Genomic DNA, 16,303 nt, shown 5'->3' with positions numbered 1-16,303 from the left:
TTGGGCCGCGGGGCCTAGTTGGGGCTGCTCGGCGCCTACTTGGGCTGCTGGGGTTTCACCATCGGGTAGAGCACCGTTTCACGGATACCCAGGCCGGTGAGTGCCATCAGCAAGCGGTCAATCCCCATACCGGTACCGCAGGCCGGGGGCATACCCTGCTCCATAGCCTCCAGGAAGTCCTCATCGAGCACCATGGCCTCGTCGTCACCGGCAGCGGCCAGCCGCGCCTGATCCTCGAAACGCTGCCGTTGAATAACCGGATCCACCAGCTCGGAGTAGGCGGTGGCCAGCTCAAAGCCGCGCACGTAGAGATCCCACTTCTCCGTTACACCCCGCTTAGAGCGGTGGTCGCGGGTGAGCGGAGAAGTTTCTACCGGAAAGTCCCGCACAAAAATGGGGCCCTCCAGCTGGTCCTCACACAGGTTCTCCCACATCTCTTCCACCAGCTTGCCATGCAGCCAGCCTGCATCCTTGGGTACCTCTAGGCCGATAACGTTGGCAATGTCCTGCAGCTCCTCCACAGACGTATCCACCGTCACCTCCAACCCGATCGTCTCCGGGAACTTGCGGTGCAGCGCCTCGTTCAGAGACGGGTACATCTCGATGGTCTTCCAACTGTCGCCACCAAAGTCGTATTTGCTGCCATCCGCCAGGGTGACCGTGGTGGAGCCAAACACCTCCAGAGCGATCTCCTGGATCATTTCCCGCATCATCACGGCGGCGTCATCGTAGGTGCCATAGGCCTGATAGGTCTCCAGCATGGCGAACTCGGGGCTGTGGGACGAGTCCACGCCCTCATTGCGGAAGTTACGGTTGATCTCAAACACCCGATCCAGTCCGCCCACAATGCAGCGCTTCAGATACAGTTCCGGCGCAATACGCAGGTAAAGGTCAATGTCCAGAGCATTGGAGTGGGTGACAAACGGACGGGCGGCGGCACCACCATGCAGCGTCTGTAACATCGGGGTCTCCACCTCCAGGAAGCCGCGACGCTCCAGCGCGTGGCGCAGTGCGCGCACCACCTTAATCCGCACGATGGCGTTCTTCCGGGCCTCTTCCCGCATGATGAGGTCGGTGTAACGGTGACGAATCCGGGTGTCCTCACTCATCTCTTTGTGCGCAACCGGCAGCGGGCGCAGCGCCTTCGAGGCCATCGCCCAGTGCGTCGCCATGACGGAAAGTTCACCGCGCTTCGAGCGGCACACGCGACCCGTCACATAGACGAAGTCCCCCAAGTCCACATCGGCCTTCCAGGCGGCCAGCGCATCCTCCCCAACCTCAGCCAAGGACAGCATCACCTGCAACTGGGCGGCCTCACCCAGCGCGGTGGTGGCGGCAGTGTCATTCGTGACACCTTCCTGCAGGCGAGCAAAGCAAAGCTTGCCGGTGTTGCGGACGAAGAGCACCCGGCCGGCGATCGTGACGATATCAGTGGACTCGTCACCATTACCGAGGGCGTCATAGTCAGCATTGTCGATGATCTCGCGCAAAGTATGGGTACGCGGCACCACTACCGGGTAGGGGTGGCGATCCTCATGGCCCTGGGTGGCCTCATCCAACAAACGGAGCCGCTTGTCCTTACGGATGCGGATCTGTTCGGGGGACTTGTCGTCAGCGGGAACGGAGGAAACTGCGGCGGCAGCGGCGGTTGGGTCCTGCGAGGTTTTCTTGAGATCAGTCACGTTCTCTAGGATAGTGCCTTTTTACAGCTAGATGAATCCGGAGATGTTGCGGTGGTTACCAGCTGTATAACTTGTATAAAAGCTAAGGCAATTCCTGGTAATCAGGGTTGTACCAATATGGTGCTCATACGGTAGATATAAGTGGGTGACTACTTCCGAAAGTGATAAGAACGCTGCCGTGGACGCCACCGCAGCCCAAATGAAGGGTGAGCCTAAGTCTCGGCTCCCGCGCTGGCTTCGAGCGCCCCAGCCCAAGCCACTGCTTCCCAAGGAAGAAATCGATAAGCTCTACCCGCGCCTGCGTTTCCAGGTGTTCATCGGTATCTTCATTGGCTACGCCTCCTTCTACCTGATCCGCAACAACGTCAGCCTCGTCTCCAACGTTCTGTACGAGAATGGCCTCTCCAAGACCGACATCGGCATTATCGCCAACTGCCTTCTCGTGGCCTACGGTCTTTCCAAGTTCTTTGCCGCCACCATCAGTGACCGCGCAAACGCCCGCTACTTCATGCCGCTTGGCCTCATCCTGTCGGGCCTCACCAATGTTCTCATCAGCTTCTCCGCTGGTGCCACCATCTCGGTGAGTATCTTTGCCGTCCTCATGACAGTGAACGGCATCTTCCAGGGTATGGGCTGGCCGCCTTCCGGCCGCGTCATGGTTCACTGGTTCTCCACCTCCGAACGTGGTGGAAAGATGGCTATCTGGAACGTGGCCCACAACGTTGGTGGCGCTCTCTCCGGTGTGCTCGTGGCCTTCGCCCTCGACCACTTTGGTCACAACAACTGGGCATCCGCCTTCTGGTTCCCCGCCGTCATCTGCTTCGTGCTCGCCATTATCACCTTCTTCCTGGTGCGCGACAATCCGCAGTCCATGGGCCTCTCCTCTATCGAGGAGTACCACAACGACCCCGCCCCAGTGGAGATCGACGACACCGACCGTTCCGAGTCCACCTGGCAAACCATTCGTCGCCACATCCTCCGCAATCCCACCATGGTGTTCCTGGCGCTGGCGAACGTGTTCGTTTACACCCTCCGCTACGGCATCGTGTCCTGGGCCCCGCTCTACCTCGTGCAGGTGCGCGGTGGCTCCGTGGGTGAAGGCATTGCCGGCTTCTCCATCTTCGAGATCGCCGGCATCGTCGGCACCCTGCTCTGTGGTTGGGTCTCCGACCGCGTCTTCAAGGGCCACCGCTCCATTACCGGTATTGTCTTCATGGCCGGCGTTATCCTCGCTGTCCTGCTGTACTGGCTGCCCCCCACCGACACCCCGATGTGGGTCCCCTGGACCGCCCTTGCCCTCGCCGGCGGCCTCATCTACGGCCCCGTCATGCTGATCGGCCTGCAGGCACTGGATCTTTCCCCCACCCACATTGCTGGCACCGCCGCAGGCTTCACCGGCCTCTTCGGCTACGTGTTGGGTGCCACCATGGCCTCCACCGGTGTTGGCGCCATTGCCCAGCACCTTGGGTGGCATGCTGCCTTTGTGTTCCTGGTGATCTGCGCGGTGCTGTCCATTGCTCTGCTGGCGCTGGTACACCGTAAGGAGAAGGTCATTCTGGCTAACTCCCACGCCAAGCGTGACGCTGCCCGTGCGGCCAAGCTCGAGGTTGCCATCGAAGACCTCGGTACCCCGCCGAGCAACCACTAAGAGCAACTAGTGCACACTCCGTGTCCATAACGTCATAACGGACGACAGAGGCGGCCCGCTACCAGCAGCTGATGGTAGCGGGCCGCCTCACTACTATCGTGTGGAGCAGACCAGCACTGGACGAAGAAAGAACTCTAGGCCACGGGCCCCTGACGGCCTTCCTACTAGTGGGAGAGCCCCAAACTGCGCAGCAGGAACACAAAACCACCATGGTGGTACAGGTCATTCTCCCAGAACGCCCAGTTGTGGGCCCCCTTGTTAGCGATACGGAAGGTAAAGTTCTTTCGGTTCGGCGCCTGCGCCACCATCTCCTGGAAGTCCTCCGTATCCACATGCGAGGCCACCTCCGCAACCACTGCGAAGGTGGGCGGCTTTACTCCCGTCAGAGACGTGCCATTGCCGCACGACGCACGCACCGGCATGGTGTACCGAGTGATGTTGAGGGACGGATCGTGGGCCTTCCACTGGCCATTGGGCCAGGGCCCCCAAATGTTGCGCGGCTGGTAGCCCACCATCTGGCTGCCAATCGCCATCCCCCCCGCCCGCAAAGGCCGCGACAAGGTATAGAAACCACTCATGGCATTCACCGCGGTGTAGCGCTGTGGGAAACGCTGGGCAAGGTTCAAAATTCCCACCGCCCCCATCGACAGTCCTACCAACGCCGTCGACTTACGCCGGTTCGGAACCTGGAAGTTTCGCTCCAAGTAGGCGGGTAGCTCCCGCACCAAGAAAGTCTCCCAGCGGATGATCTTCCCGCTATCCAACGGTGCCACATAATCCGTGTAGTAGGTTCCTGCCGCGTAATCCCCCGAGATCGGGGCCACCAAGGTGACGTCATAGTTCACCAACCGGGCCTGCATATTGCCGGCGATAACGAAGCCATTGTGGTTGTTATCGTCATTCAGCCCATCTAACGCCATAATAGTGCGCGGGTTACCGGCCGTCTTAGCGGGCAGAATCTCCACGGGGATGGATCGCTTCATAGCCTGCGAATACACCTGGCAGTGCTGCAGACCACGGCCAAACACATCCCACCGGCAGCCAGGACGCAGGTAGCTCCGGTGGGCAGTGTAGTGGTGTCCCACCAGCGGTACCCCCACAGGCACCTTCGGGTAGGGTTCGTTCACTGGGCCATTCGGATCCTGTTCCACCGCCATAGCAGACGGTACTGCCGAGGGGATGAGGGCACCAGAGGCGAGCAGCAATGCGGCTAGTGTGCCGCTCAGCAGCCGGGGAGAAGGTGTCGTCATTGTCGTTACTCCTGTGAAGTGCCGAGTAAAAGGCCAATATTGTCATGACAGTAGGTGCCGTCCGCCAGGCAGGCAGACACCAGCAGCCGGGCGTCCCCTTCGGCGGGAGCCGGGCCAAGATCATAGTTCGTGAGCACCACCTGCTGATGGGACAGCCCAGGTTCGGACGCCAACACGGCCTCGGCGGCCGCCAGCACGCCAGCAGCCCCGTCTCTCACCGCATGGGCACCAGCCACTAGAGCGGCGGACAGGGCCAGAGCCGGTGCCATCCGTGGGTCTGTGTGCTCGCGGCTAATCGCCATACCGTTACTGTCGCGCAGCGTAGTGACACCGGTGACGGCAGTGGGGAGAGAGAGGTCTTTGACAAGATGACGGAGGGTGACCAGCTGGTAGAAGTCCCGTTCCCCCACAAACATGCGGGCTGGCCGCAGCAGGGAGAGGAGGGCTGCGTGCATCGTGAGTGACTCCGCCAGCCCGGGTGGGGAGGGCACCGCCACCGTCGGATCCTGGGGGGTGACGAGAGTCCGGAGACCGTGCGGGAAAAGGGTTTCCCAGGCGGGGGCAAAGAAGAGGGGTGGGCAGCCGGAAAGACTCTGCAGCACCTCTACATCGTGCTCGATCTGATCCAGGTGGCTGTTGTCGGAACTTAAGGAGGTGACGACAAGGATGCTGCCGGGGACGCGGGCAGCAGTGTCGATGAGGCCGATATGCCCGCGGTGTAGTCCTCCACGGGTGGGGATAAGAATGAGCTGATGGCTGGTGGCGTGGAGCGCCCGGGCCACCTGGGCAATGGTGTCGGGGCTGCTGTGACGGGTGACGGTGCCTGGGTGGTATCCGGGGTTAGAGCGCATCTACTTGTTCTGCTCCAGGCGTTTCATAATGTCTGCCAAGCTGAGACCCGAGGTGTGCGACCCCTGCTCTTCGGTGGTACGGCGACCGCTACCTGCGGTGGGGGCGGAATGTCCGGGCGTACGTGCACCCTGCGCAGCGGAGGTATGCCCGACAGAACTCTGTGCGGCGGTACTGCTGGCGGCCCTGGTTTGCTTAGGCGTGAAAGGATCCATCGTCAACGCAGACCAGTCGATATCTGGAGCTTCGGGGGCTTCGAACTGGGTGGAAAAGTCCGGCCAACCATCGCGCTTCCGGCGGGCGGGCTTAGCCGGTTCGGCAGCTGGAGTGGTGGCAGCTGGAGTCGCGGCATCAGCGGCACGGCTTTGTGAGGCGGACCGGCTGGAGGTGGTGCCGGTGGAGGGTGCGCTGCGGTCCGCAGCATGGCTACTGCGCGTCGTGGGAGGCGTATAAGAGGTGGTGCCAGCCAGACGGCGGGGGGTGTGAGAGTCACCGCTGTGGGAGCCAGTACCTGTGGATGCAGTAGCAGGAGATGCGCCACCAGTGGCGCCCAGCCCGAAGCTGGGGAAGACCGCATTCGAGGAGGATTCCTCAGCGGCCCGACGCGCCCGGCGCGGGGTGTATTCGGTGCTGCTGGCACTTGTGCCCCGAGCGTTCGCGGCCGCGTGGGTGGACCCGGCCGCGTGGGAGGAAGCAGCAGCATGGGAGGAGGTACCGCTGGTGTGCGAGGCGACAGTACCACTAGCCCGGAAGGCCTGCTCAGCACGCTCCCGGTAGAGGGCCTGACGGCGTTCTTCCTCCGCCTGGCGGGCAACCTCGGTGGCTTGGGCATGGCGGGCGGCGGCCGCCTGTTCTACCGCAACACGTTCTGCCGCCTTCTTCGCCTCTTCGGCCTGACGAACAGCGGCGAGGCGCTCTTCTTCCTGTCGGCGACGCAGCTCCGCAGCCTGGCGGGCTTCTTCGGCCTTACGGGCCTCTTCCGCCCGACGCTTCTCGGCTGCCCGGCGGGCTTCCTCGGTGCGGCGGGCCTGTGCGGCCTTTTGCTCCTCGGCAGCTTTCCGCTCGGCTTCTCGATGCCGCTCTTCCGCCTCCCGGCGGGCAACCTCTGTCTGTTCTGCTTTACGGGCTTCCTCGGCGCGGCGGGCTTCGGAGGCAATGCGGGCTTCTTCCTCCTTGCGGAGTTGTGCAACGCGGCGTTCTTCCGCAGCGGCACGGGCGGCTGCGGCGGCAGCCTGGCTTTCCCGCTGCTGCTCGCGGACCATGGCAGCGCTGGCGGCAGGATCGGTTGCGGCTTCGCGGGTTTCGGACACTACCTGGGCATCGTGGACGACTTCGGCTTCCGTCACCCCATCGTCGCGATACCCGTAGTTGTTGTAGTCCCCGTAGTCGAAGTCGGCGCCATAGCCGTAGTCGGAGTAGTCGTAGTCGTAGTAGCCGTCGAAGTAGTAGCCCTCCTGCCCGTCCCCAATGGCCAGCTGGTCTTCAAAGTCGGGGCCAAAAAGCTGTGCCAGGGAGATACGGAGTGCTGTGAGTTCCTGGCGGAGTTGTTCGAGTTCTTCCTGCGCAGATTCTCCACTTTCTGCGCGGCGCTTCTTTTCCAGCTCATCGCGTTTGTCCAGTTCGCGCTGTAGAGCCCGCTGGTAGTCCTCGGCGAGAAGACCATTGCGGGAGGTGAACTGGTTGGCGCGACGCTGGTAGTACATGATGAGGAAGGCACCCAGTACGGCCGCCCACAGGGCCACGCCGATGGCAACCCGCAACCACACACTAGAGTCCGTCACCAGCATGACGATGGTGGCGAAGGCAGCCAAAATGACCAACACGATGAGGGCCACCGTGGGCCACGTGTTGTGAGCTTGCGGGAGGCGGTTCGCACGACTGCCGTTACGCTCTTCTGGATCTGCTGATATGGGTGCACTCATACCGTCGAGGATACCGGTTTTTGGCAGGGAACTGGAGCGTGGCCGGCACATAGCTGGTGGATTACCAGAGAAGTTTCTCTCCCCATTCTGCACGGACTACCCCCGCACACCGCCACCGGACCTGGGAAACGTGTGCTCGCCCCACCGAATCGTTAACGTATACCTACCTGTAGCATCATTTCGGAGTGCGCCCCGGCAGTCTGTTTACGCGTGCGCCCCCGCCGTATCTTTTTCGATCTTGTCCGGTGGGACCTGGCAAGACCGCTCCAACACCAACCCCGCCGCCGCCAGTAGGAAGCCCACCACCGTAAACACGATGACACCCGGTGAATCTGCTTGTGCCGCCGCCAGAATATGGACTCGCGGCCACACGTAGATGCCCGAACCAACACCCACACCGAAGAAGATGGCGCCGGCAAACGCAGACGACCGTCCCACCACAAACGCCCGGGCAGCACGCACCGGATGGAGTTGGTGGCGGTCCTGGCCCAATCGGTTTCGCCCAATGGCGCGACGGATGTAGATCGCCATGGCACCATCCACGATGGCAAGAAGCATGATGGGGATACTCACCCAAACGGTAAAGTCCGCCAAATTGGAGTAAAAGGTGGAGACCATCAACCAAGCACAAAAGGCAGCAACAGCAGCCCACACGAGGAGGGAACTGATCGCGGTGAGGTGCAGTTTGTTGTCCTGCTGCCCCGCTGCCTTCTGGGGGGAATCAGGCTGAGGGTGATGCTCCATTACAGCGCTCCTTCGGGGGCGAGATGAAGGGTGGCGTCGCGTTGAATGCTAGTCGCCGCCGCCGGGTCGTGCGCCAACAATGCGGCGAGAGCCCGCCGGAATTCTCCCGTCAGGGGCAGATCCGGGTGGTGGGCGGAGAGCATTTCCAATGCTGGCACCAACACAAAACTACGTTCGGTGGCGTGCGGGTGCGGAAGCAGCAAGTGCGGGTCAGTGGAAACAATGGGGGTGCGGGCGGCGTCATCCTGCCAGCAGGAGATGATGTCAACATCGAGGGTACGGGGACCCCAGTGGCGGTCACGGGTGCGGCCAGCCGCCTGTTCGGCAGCCTGGGCGCGGACGAGCCACTCCTCGGCGGTGGCAGTGGGGTCGCGCACCAGCAGGGCAGTATTGAGAAAATCTGGCTGATCGGTGACCCCCCAGGGGGCGGTGCGGTAAATGCTGGCGTGGGCATAGGCCCAAGGTGCGAAGCTGCGGGCGGCGCCTTGCAGTTGTGCGAGGGGGTCGCCAATGTTGGCGCCAAGGGAGAGCAACGCAGTGGTCATCGACGGGGGCACTCCTGGGCGACATCGGAACGGGTACGGCGGATGGTAACGGCGACGTCCTGGAAGGGTACCGAGATGGGCGCTTCAGGCTTGTGCACGCACACTTCCACCTGCTGCATAAGGGGGTAGTCGTGGAGAAGACGGTGGGCGATCTGCTGGGCGAGGGTTTCCACCAGGTCGCGGCTGGGGCCCGTCACCTCCTGGTGGACGGCCGCGGCGACCTCCGCATAGTTAATGGTGCGGGTGAGGTCATCGGTGGCTCCCGCCTGCCGGGTATTGAGCCAAAATGACACATCCACGGAAAACAGCTGCCCTGCTTCCTTTTCGAAAGCTTCCACACCGTGGTAGCCGTGCGCGGAGAGGCCTGTGAGAGTAATGCAGTCGAGCACCGCCGCAGTTTCTGCAAAAGAGCTACCGATTTCGGCCATCGTCTACTGTTCGCCTCCAAAAGGATTGTTGCCCAACTGCCAGGCTCGCTGCACTGCAAGTGCCTGCACAGTACCGGGGACGTCGTGGACGCGTACACACCACACTCCGGCATAGCCGCAGATCGCCGAGACAACCGCGGTGGCCAGATCCCGCTCAACAGGTTCCGGTGGGGTGACGGGCGTGTAGCGAGGATCGGCATGCGCCAGCAACTCCCCTAGAAAGCGCTTCCGGCTAGCCCCCACCAGCACCGGGAAACCACTGTTCACAAAGTAGGGCAGGCCGCGCAACAGCTCCCAGTCTTGATTGCGGGTTTTAGCGAACCCCAGACCCGGGTCGAGCACAATATTGCGCTCCTCCACCCCCGCGGCAAGCGCCCGCTCCACCAACACCTGCAGGTCACCCACGACCTTGCCGATAATGTCCGAATCACTGTAGCTGGCGCCGGCAGCATTGCCGAAGGTGTCGGTCTGCCAGTGCATCACGCAGTAGGGCAGGTGCGCGTCGGCCATCACCCGCCGCATATCCGGGTCAGCCTCCCCACCGGAGACATCGTTGATGAGGTCAGCCCCCGCGTCCAACGCAGCAGCGGCGACACTCGCTCGCATGGTGTCGACGGAGACCGTCACCCCCTCTGCATGAAGTGCAGTGACGACGGGGACCACGCGAGCTGTCTCTTCTTCGGCAGTTACGCGGGTAGCGCCGGGGCGGGTGGATTCACCGCCAATATCGATAATGTGGGCACCTTGGGCAACCATATCGCGGGCATGGGCAAGGGCCGTGTCCAGGGTAGTCCAGCGGCCACCGTCCGAGAAAGAGTCCGGGGTGATGTTGAGGATACCCATCACCTGGCAGGGGACGCTGCCGAAGTCACTGCCCTCCCCCAGTATGGGGAGAGCGAGGCGGGTAGTGGAGCGGGACATGGGGGAACTCCTCCTCAGGGCGGTTAGCGACGCGGGTCGCGGATGAGGGCGAGTGCTTCAGCGCGGGAGGTGGCGTTGGTGCGCAGGCTGCCCCGCACCGCACTGGTGGTGGTGATAGAGCCAGGTTTGCGGATTCCCCGCATGGCCATGCACAAGTGCTCGCATTCGATAACGACGACGGCACCGCGGGCGTCCAGGCGCTCCATGATGGCGTCGGCAACCTGACCGGTGAGACGCTCCTGTACTTGTGGGCGCTTGGCGTAGAGGTCGACCAGGCGAGCCAGTTTGGAAAGCCCGGTAATACGGCCAGTTTCCTTATTGGGGAGGTAGCCGATGTGGGCGACGCCGTGGAAGGGCAGTAGGTGGTGTTCACACATACTGTAGACAGGAATGTCGCGGACGAGGACGAGTTCGTCGTAGCCTTCTGTGAAGGCGGTGGCGAGGACGTCCGAAGGTTCGCAGTGGAGACCGCCGAAGATTTCGGTGTAGGCGCGAGCGACACGGTTGGGGGTGTCGCGAAGTCCTTCCCGGTCAGGGTCTTCGCCAATGCCGATGAGCAGCTCGCGGATGGCGTGTTCTACCCGCGCGGCGTCGTATTCTCCGTAGCTCATAATGGTGTCGATTCTCGTGCTGTTAGGTGTGGAGGTGGGCGCTGGATGGAGGCTAGTGCCGCCGGGGTCCGGGGCGCCAGCCGCCGAATAGGCCGCCCAGCCCGTCACGACCACTGTTTCCGTCACCCTGCCCATTGCCGGTGCCGTTGCTCTGTCCGGTGCCGCTGGTGGGTCCACCCGAACCACCAGGCTGGTTGTTGCCTGCGCCGTCCCCCCGCTTGCCGTCGGCGCCGCTGGAGCGGGGACCGTGCGGGATCGGGCGAAATACCGGCTTGGGGCGGCCCGGCTGGGCGGGCTTATCCGGACTTGGGTAGTGAACGATATCGTCTTCGCTAATCTCGGGAAGAGTGGTTTTTTCCATCTTCGGAGGCCACTCTTCCCCCCGTTCCTTGGCTAGTTCACCCGGGGTCTTCACCGGCGGCTGGCTGGACGGGATACGCTCGCCGAAGTCATCGAACTCGGTGATGCGTGGACGGGTGTCGATACTTCCCAGGATCTCTTCCAGCTCGGGGCGGCGGAGGGTTTCTTTCTCCAGGAGGGCAAAGGAGAGTGTGTCCAGCAGATCCCGGTACTGCGAGAGGGTGGCCCAGGCCTCGGTGTGGCAGGCGTCGATGATGCGATGCACTTCTTCGTCGATGTCGCGGGCGACTTCGTGCGAGTAGGTGGATTTGGTGCCGAGCGTACGGCCCAGGAATGGGTCACCTTCCTCTTCGCCATACTTGACGGGTCCAAGTTTAGCGCTCATGCCCCATTCGCTCACCATGGCGCGGGCGATCTTGGTGGCCTGCTCAATGTCGTTGGAGGCGCCGGTGGTGGGTTCGGCGAACACCAGTTCTTCGGCGGTGCGGCCGCCCATAGCAAAGACGATTTGGCTGAGCAGTTGGGTGCGGGTGCGCAGGCCGGAGTCGTCCTCGCCGGCCACCATGGAGTAGCCGCCAGTGCGTCCACGCGGCAGGATGGTGACCTTGTAGACGGGGTCCATTTGTGGCATTGCCCAGGCGCAGATGGTGTGGCCAGCCTCGTGGTAGGCCGTCACCTTCTTCTCCTTTTCAGAGATGATGCGGCCGGTGCGGCGCGGTCCTCCGATCACCCGGTCGGTGGCCTCTTCGAGGTTGTCGGGGGTGATGGCCTTCTGGTTTTGGCGGGCCGTCAGCAGTGCCGCCTCGTTGAGAACGTTGGCCAGGTCTGCGCCGGAGAAACCAACCGTGCGCTTGGCCAGCGCGTCAAGGTCGCAGTCCTTGGTGAAGGGCTTGCCTTTGGCATGCACCTTGAGGATGGCCTGTCGTCCTTTGAGGTCGGGGTTGGTGACGGGGATCTGCCGGTCGAAGCGGCCCGGGCGCAGGAGGGCGGGGTCGAGGACGTCGACGCGGTTGGTAGCGGCAATGAGGATAACGCCTTGGCGGTCATCAAAGCCGTCCATCTCGACCAGCAACTGGTTGAGGGTTTGTTCGCGTTCGTCATGGCCACCGCCGATGCCGGCGCCGCGCTGGCGGCCCACTGCGTCGATCTCGTCAATAAAGATGATGCAGGGGTTGTTCTTTTTGGCCTGCTCGAAGAGGTCACGGACGCGGGAGGCCCCTACACCGGCAAACATTTCGACGAAGTCGGAACCGGAGATAGAGAAGAAGGGCACGCCGGCTTCCCCTGCGACGGCGCGCGCCAGCAGGGTTTTACCGGTACCGGGCGGGCCATAGAGGAGCACGCCGCGAGGGATCTTGGCGCCTAGTTTCTCGTACCGATCCGGGTGCTGGAGAAAGTCTTTGATCTCGTTGAGTTCTTCCACCGCTTCGTCTTCGCCGGCCACATCTTTGAAGGTGGTGGTAGGGCGGTCTTTGTTGATGCCACTGGCGGTGGATTTACCGAAGCCCATGGGCCCGTTCTTCTGCATGCGTCCGAAGAACCACACCATGAGGAGGATGAGGAGCAGGGTGGGGCCCAGGTAGATGAGGGCCTGGGTGAACCAGCTGGACTGGTGAACCTCGGTGGTGAAGGCGTCTACCTTGGAGCTTTCCAGGAGGGTGAAGATGTCGTCGGCAGCGGCAGCCGGGAACTGGGTGGTGAGGGCTTGTGCCTCGACTGTCTTGGTCTTTTTGTCTCCCGTGAGAGTGCCGGGTTGGCTGGGGGGTGCAAAGAGGCTCTGTTTCTGAGGGGTGGCGGGCTCGACCTTCACCTTCTTTTTGAGGGTGAGTTTGAGAACCTGCTCACGATCTTCCAGCACTGCCTTTTGCACGTTGCCGTCTTTGATCTGTTGGAGGGCAACGGAGGTGTTGACGGACTGGTAGTCGACGGAGTTGTTGGCGCCGAAGAACGACAGGCCGACGAACAGCAGCACGATAAAGGCAATGATGCCGATGTTGCGGAATAGCTTCTTACGATCCATGCACATGCGGGCCGTGGGGAATGGCCCATCCCTTCTCTGTTGTGTCTACGTACACACTACCGGTTAGATGCTAACGATGCAGGCGAGAGCGCTCTTCGCGAAAGCCTGTGGGGAGGGAAAGTAGGGGTGCGGAGAGGCCGGCTGTTACTGGAATACTTCGGGCTTCAGTTTGGCGACGAAGGGGAGGGAACGGAACTGCTCGTTGAAGTCGAGGCCGTAGCCCACGACGAACTCGTCAGGGATATCGAATCCCACGTCGGCACAGTCCACGTTGACGCTTTGGCGTGCTTCCGGCTTGCGCAGCAGGGTGACGACTTCGAGCGAGCGGGGGTTGCGGGAGGAGAGGTTACGGAGCAGCCAGGAGAGGGTGAGTCCGGAGTCGAGGATGTCTTCGACGATGACGACGTCGCGGCCGGTGATGTCGCGTTCGAGGTCTTTGAGGATGCGCACTACGCCGGAGGAGCTGGTGCCGGCACCATAGGAGGAGACGGCCATGAATTCCATCTGGTTGGGGATGGGGAGGGCGCGGGAGAAGTCGGTGAGAAACATGACGGCGCCTTTGAGGACGCAGATGAGGATGAGATCCTCGGGGTCATCGGCGTGCCGGGCGGCTGTTGCTTCAGCGAGCTCCTTCACACGCTGGGCGAGAGTTTCTTCGTCAATGAGAATCTCTTCGATCGCATCTGCATAGTAGGAGGCTGCTGATTCCGGCACAGTACTCATCGGTGTCCTCTGAAGTGGCTGATCCGTTGGGGTGGGCAGGCCGCACGGGGTGCGTCCTTCTTCTTCGAGAATAGTTTCTTGGGGGGCAAATCACCTAAAAATGGGCGCTGGGGGGTGGGGGTAGGTGTCGCCGCAGCAGTGTTCTCCGCAGGTGGGGGCTTGGAGGGTCAGCTGCTGGTGGTGGCGTCGCACCGTGGCACCTCCGGGGATGGTGACAGGCCCTTGGCCGTGCCAGTCGGTGAGGAGCCGGGCAATACTGGTGAGGTGTGGGTACCCCACCTGGGTTTGTCCGTTTCGGTGCAGCCAGAGGCGGAGCACCCGCCGCAGGGTGGGGTCGGGCAGGTCGCACAGCCCCGATATGGGCAGGTCGCATAGCCCTGACACGGGTAGGCTAGTGGGTTCAGCCGGGGGCAGGCTGTTTGGCTCAGACAGGGGAAGTTCCGCAGTAAGGCGGTCGAGGAGGTCAGCGGCCTGCGCATCTAGCTGCACGGTGTCCTCCCGCACCAGTTGGGCGGTGCGTGCCAGCCCGGGTACCACGTCTCCCCCACTAATGTCGCGCAGCAGCGGCAGCAGCTCATGGCGCACTCGGACGCGAGTGAAGGCGGGGTCGCTGTTCTGTGGGTCCTCCCACACGTCAATGGTGTGTTCGGCGCAGGCCGCCTGGGTATCGGCGCGGCGCAGACCGAGCAACGGGCGTCCCCAGGGTTCCTCCCAGGGCAACATACCGGCGATCGCTCGCGGGCCGGAGCCGCGTAGTAGCCCTAAAAGCAGGGTTTCTGCCTGGTCGTCCTGGGTGTGGCCCAGCAGCACGGGCTGCCCGGCGCGCAGCATGTCGAGGGCTGCGTAGCGGGCTTCGCGGGCAGCGGCTTCCATCCCCGCTCCTTGTTCATCGGTGACGATGATGGGGATGACGAGGGCGTCGACGCAGCCGAGTTGGCGGGCTTGGTCAGCTGCATGGTGGGCGACTTGGGTGGATCCCTCCTGCAGCTGGTGGTCAACGACGAGTGCCGTCACTTGGGCGCCTGTGCGGATGGCTCCAGCAGTGAGGGCGAGCGAGTCTGCCCCGCCGGAAAGCGCGACGCAGATTCGGCTAGGTCGGCCGTAGCTCTCCCACCAGGTGCGGACTGCTGTGGTGACGGCCCACATGTGGGGGTCTCCGCTGCCACCGAAGGTGTCAGCGTGGGGTAGCGGGCGGGTGGTGTCAGACATACTTAGCAGCCTGTGCGGTAAAGGGCGGCAGCCAGGTTATCGACCAAGCTGGTGGCTGGCCAGTAAGCGGTGCCGTTGACGAGGAAGGCAAAGTAGTAGGGGGTGCTGGTGCGGAGGCTGTAAACAATGCCGGCCAGGGTGCTGACGTTGTTGAGGGAGCCGGTCTTGGCACGGATATGGCCGCGGGCGGCGGCGTTCTGCCCACCGAAGCGGTAGCGGAGGGTACCGCTCTGCCCTGCAACTGGCAGGTTGGCCTCGATGATGTCCGTGACCTGCGTTTTGTCCACGAGCGTGTGGGGGCGCAGAGTTTCTGCCACGGTACGGGCGGTGAGCCGGTTGTAGGTGGAGAGACCAGAGGTGTCGTGCAGGATTGCGCCGGTGGTGGGGATGCCGTTGGTGCCTATGGCGGTGAGTACGGCGGAGGCTGCGCCATGGAAGCTGGCAGGTTTCGCCAGGGCTTTCGCCACTTCCCGGCCGATCGATTCGGCCAGCACATTGTCGGAGTACAGCAGCATGTCGTGCACGCGGTCGGTGAGCGGGGCGGAATAGACCTTGCCAAGGGGGAGGAGGGCCAGTGGGGTACTGTCCGCTACTTCTACTGTGAGGCCTTTGACGTTGAGGTACTGGGCGAGGGTGGCACCCAGTTGGAGGGAAGGGGTGGCGGTGCGGGGGTTGTACCAGCCGGTGTCGTAGATGCGGGCGCCGTCCAGCATAGCGGGGACGATGGGGGCGATGCTGCCACCGCCGATATCCCAGCGGTCCCACCCGTGGGCCATGGTGGGGCCGGTGTAGTAGGAGGTGTCGACGATGAGCCGCTTGGGTTTGATGGGCAGCAGCTTTACTTTGTCGGATACCTGCCGGGCAAGGTCGGAGAGGCGGGCGGCGTTGCGGTAGAAGGTGGGGCCGGTGGCGCGCCGGGAGAGGGTGACGTCGCCAGTTCCGCGCACGACCAGGCTGCCGTCAATGGCCAGGTAGACGCCGGTTTCTTGGCGCCGGTTGGGGTTGAGGGTGTGGAGGGCTGCGGAGGCGGTGAGGAGTTTAGTGACGGAAGCGGGCGCAAGGGGACGGCTGGCGCCGCTCTGCCACAACTCGATGCTGCTGGAGACCACCCCACCGAAGGAGGTGATACCACTGGCCTGCAGAGTCGAGGTGAGGGCCTTCCGCATGGTGAGGGTGCAGGAGCCGCTTGGGGCAGGTTGCGCGGGGAGGGCTGTTTGTCCGGGTTGTGTGGAGACTGTGGGGAGAGCTGTGGCGGGCGGGTGGCTGTGGTCGGGTGGGAGGGCGGCCTGCCCGTCAGCCGGAAAAGCTACCGCAGTGGCGCACAGCAGCAGGCTTACCAGGAGGCCTGCGGTGGCAGAGCGGGGGCGGAACTGAACGTGGGGTGTGCGCAT

The 16,303-nt window shown here is 63.0% G+C and carries 14 protein-coding genes; 1 reads left to right on the top strand and 13 read right to left on the bottom strand.

Features of this window, described 5'->3' with window-relative positions; genetic code table 11:
* Positions 1-35: 35 nt before the first annotated feature.
* Positions 36-1,682 (bottom strand): lysine--tRNA ligase, encoded by a 1,647-nt coding sequence (lysS, locus tag IY73_RS05620; protein ID WP_082346602.1) that lies wholly within the window; start codon positions 1,680-1,682, stop codon positions 36-38.
* A gap of 199 nt (positions 1,683-1,881) precedes the next feature.
* Here lysS and IY73_RS05615 point away from each other — a divergent pair, with 199 nt between their 5' ends.
* Entirely contained in the window at positions 1,882-3,330 is a 1,449-nt protein-coding gene (locus tag IY73_RS05615; protein ID WP_053962718.1) for an MFS transporter, read from the top strand.
* A gap of 164 nt (positions 3,331-3,494) precedes the next feature.
* Here the strand turns inward: IY73_RS05615 and IY73_RS05610 are convergent, their stop codons facing one another.
* From IY73_RS05610 to dacB, 12 genes are all read right to left on the bottom strand, one after another.
* Entirely contained in the window at positions 3,495-4,580 is a 1,086-nt protein-coding gene (locus IY73_RS05610; RefSeq protein ID WP_053962229.1) for an alpha/beta hydrolase, read from the bottom strand.
* A gap of 5 nt (positions 4,581-4,585) precedes the next feature.
* A complete protein-coding gene (locus IY73_RS05605) occupies positions 4,586-5,431 on the bottom strand; it encodes a pantoate--beta-alanine ligase (RefSeq protein WP_053979057.1) in 846 nt (281 codons plus the stop codon).
* Positions 5,432-7,351 (bottom strand): DUF6779 domain-containing protein, encoded by a 1,920-nt coding sequence (locus IY73_RS05600; protein WP_148565062.1) that lies wholly within the window; start codon positions 7,349-7,351, stop codon positions 5,432-5,434.
* A 204-nt stretch (positions 7,352-7,555) separates the two neighbouring features.
* Entirely contained in the window at positions 7,556-8,095 is a 540-nt protein-coding gene (locus IY73_RS05595; protein WP_053979055.1) for a DUF3180 domain-containing protein, read from the bottom strand.
* Positions 8,095-8,640 carry a 2-amino-4-hydroxy-6-hydroxymethyldihydropteridine diphosphokinase gene (gene folK / locus IY73_RS05590; RefSeq protein WP_053979054.1) on the bottom strand — a complete coding sequence of 182 codons (546 nt, stop codon included), beginning with the start codon at positions 8,638-8,640 and terminating at the stop codon, positions 8,095-8,097. The genes IY73_RS05595 and folK overlap by 1 nt, the downstream gene beginning before the upstream one ends.
* Positions 8,637-9,068, bottom strand: coding sequence for a dihydroneopterin aldolase (folB, locus tag IY73_RS05585; RefSeq protein ID WP_096334771.1), 432 nt, complete (start codon positions 9,066-9,068; stop codon positions 8,637-8,639). Before folB ends, folK begins: the two co-directional genes overlap by 4 nt.
* A gap of 3 nt (positions 9,069-9,071) precedes the next feature.
* On the bottom strand, positions 9,072-9,911 hold the full coding sequence (folP, locus tag IY73_RS05580) for a dihydropteroate synthase (RefSeq protein WP_053979213.1): 840 nt from the start codon (positions 9,909-9,911) through the stop codon (positions 9,072-9,074).
* Between the two features lie 101 nt (positions 9,912-10,012).
* The gene (gene folE, locus IY73_RS05575; protein ID WP_053962224.1) at positions 10,013-10,600 is read right to left on the bottom strand and encodes a GTP cyclohydrolase I FolE; all 588 of its coding nucleotides are present in this window, start codon (positions 10,598-10,600) and stop codon (positions 10,013-10,015) included.
* 52 nt (positions 10,601-10,652) lie between these two features.
* Complete coding sequence (gene ftsH / locus IY73_RS05570; protein ID WP_082346639.1) at positions 10,653-12,980, bottom strand: ATP-dependent zinc metalloprotease FtsH; 2,328 nt, start codon at positions 12,978-12,980, stop codon at positions 10,653-10,655.
* A 144-nt stretch (positions 12,981-13,124) separates the two neighbouring features.
* Positions 13,125-13,703 carry a hypoxanthine phosphoribosyltransferase gene (gene hpt / locus IY73_RS05565; protein WP_053962223.1) on the bottom strand — a complete coding sequence of 193 codons (579 nt, stop codon included), beginning with the start codon at positions 13,701-13,703 and terminating at the stop codon, positions 13,125-13,127.
* A 90-nt stretch (positions 13,704-13,793) separates the two neighbouring features.
* On the bottom strand, positions 13,794-14,912 hold the full coding sequence (gene tilS / locus IY73_RS05560) for a tRNA lysidine(34) synthetase TilS (protein ID WP_053979053.1): 1,119 nt from the start codon (positions 14,910-14,912) through the stop codon (positions 13,794-13,796).
* 2 nt (positions 14,913-14,914) lie between these two features.
* Positions 14,915-16,303 (bottom strand): D-alanyl-D-alanine carboxypeptidase/D-alanyl-D-alanine endopeptidase, encoded by a 1,389-nt coding sequence (gene dacB, locus IY73_RS05555; RefSeq protein ID WP_053979052.1) that lies wholly within the window; start codon positions 16,301-16,303, stop codon positions 14,915-14,917.

It is taken from the genome of Lawsonella clevelandensis (assembly GCF_001293125.1).
GTDB classification, from domain to species: domain Bacteria; phylum Actinomycetota; class Actinomycetes; order Mycobacteriales; family Mycobacteriaceae; genus Lawsonella; species Lawsonella clevelandensis.
The sequence above is the reverse complement of the archived record's forward strand: the minus strand, read 5'-3'. Positions and strand labels throughout refer to the sequence as shown.

Coding starts and splice junctions, on each gene's coding strand:
- IY73_RS05615 (WP_053962718.1), top strand. CDS start 1,882: ATGAAGGGTGAGCCTAAGTCTCGGCTCCCGCGCTGGCTTCGAGCGCCC.
- IY73_RS05610 (WP_053962229.1), bottom strand. CDS start 4,580: ATGACGACACCTTCTCCCCGGCTGCTGAGCGGCACACTAGCCGCATTG.
- IY73_RS05605 (WP_053979057.1), bottom strand. CDS start 5,431: ATGCGCTCTAACCCCGGATACCACCCAGGCACCGTCACCCGTCACAGC.
- IY73_RS05600 (WP_148565062.1), bottom strand. CDS start 7,351: ATGAGTGCACCCATATCAGCAGATCCAGAAGAGCGTAACGGCAGTCGT.
- IY73_RS05595 (WP_053979055.1), bottom strand. CDS start 8,095: ATGGAGCATCACCCTCAGCCTGATTCCCCCCAGAAGGCAGCGGGGCAG.
- folK (WP_053979054.1), bottom strand. CDS start 8,640: ATGACCACTGCGTTGCTCTCCCTTGGCGCCAACATTGGCGACCCCCTC.
- folB (WP_096334771.1), bottom strand. CDS start 9,068: ATGGCCGAAATCGGTAGCTCTTTTGCAGAAACTGCGGCGGTGCTCGAC.
- folP (WP_053979213.1), bottom strand. CDS start 9,911: ATGGGTATCCTCAACATCACCCCGGACTCTTTCTCGGACGGTGGCCGC.
- folE (WP_053962224.1), bottom strand. CDS start 10,600: ATGAGCTACGGAGAATACGACGCCGCGCGGGTAGAACACGCCATCCGC.
- ftsH (WP_082346639.1), bottom strand. CDS start 12,980: ATGGATCGTAAGAAGCTATTCCGCAACATCGGCATCATTGCCTTTATC.
- hpt (WP_053962223.1), bottom strand. CDS start 13,703: ATGAGTACTGTGCCGGAATCAGCAGCCTCCTACTATGCAGATGCGATC.
- tilS (WP_053979053.1), bottom strand. CDS start 14,912: ATGTCTGACACCACCCGCCCGCTACCCCACGCTGACACCTTCGGTGGC.
- dacB (WP_053979052.1), bottom strand. CDS start 16,303: ATGCGCACACCCCACGTTCAGTTCCGCCCCCGCTCTGCCACCGCAGGC.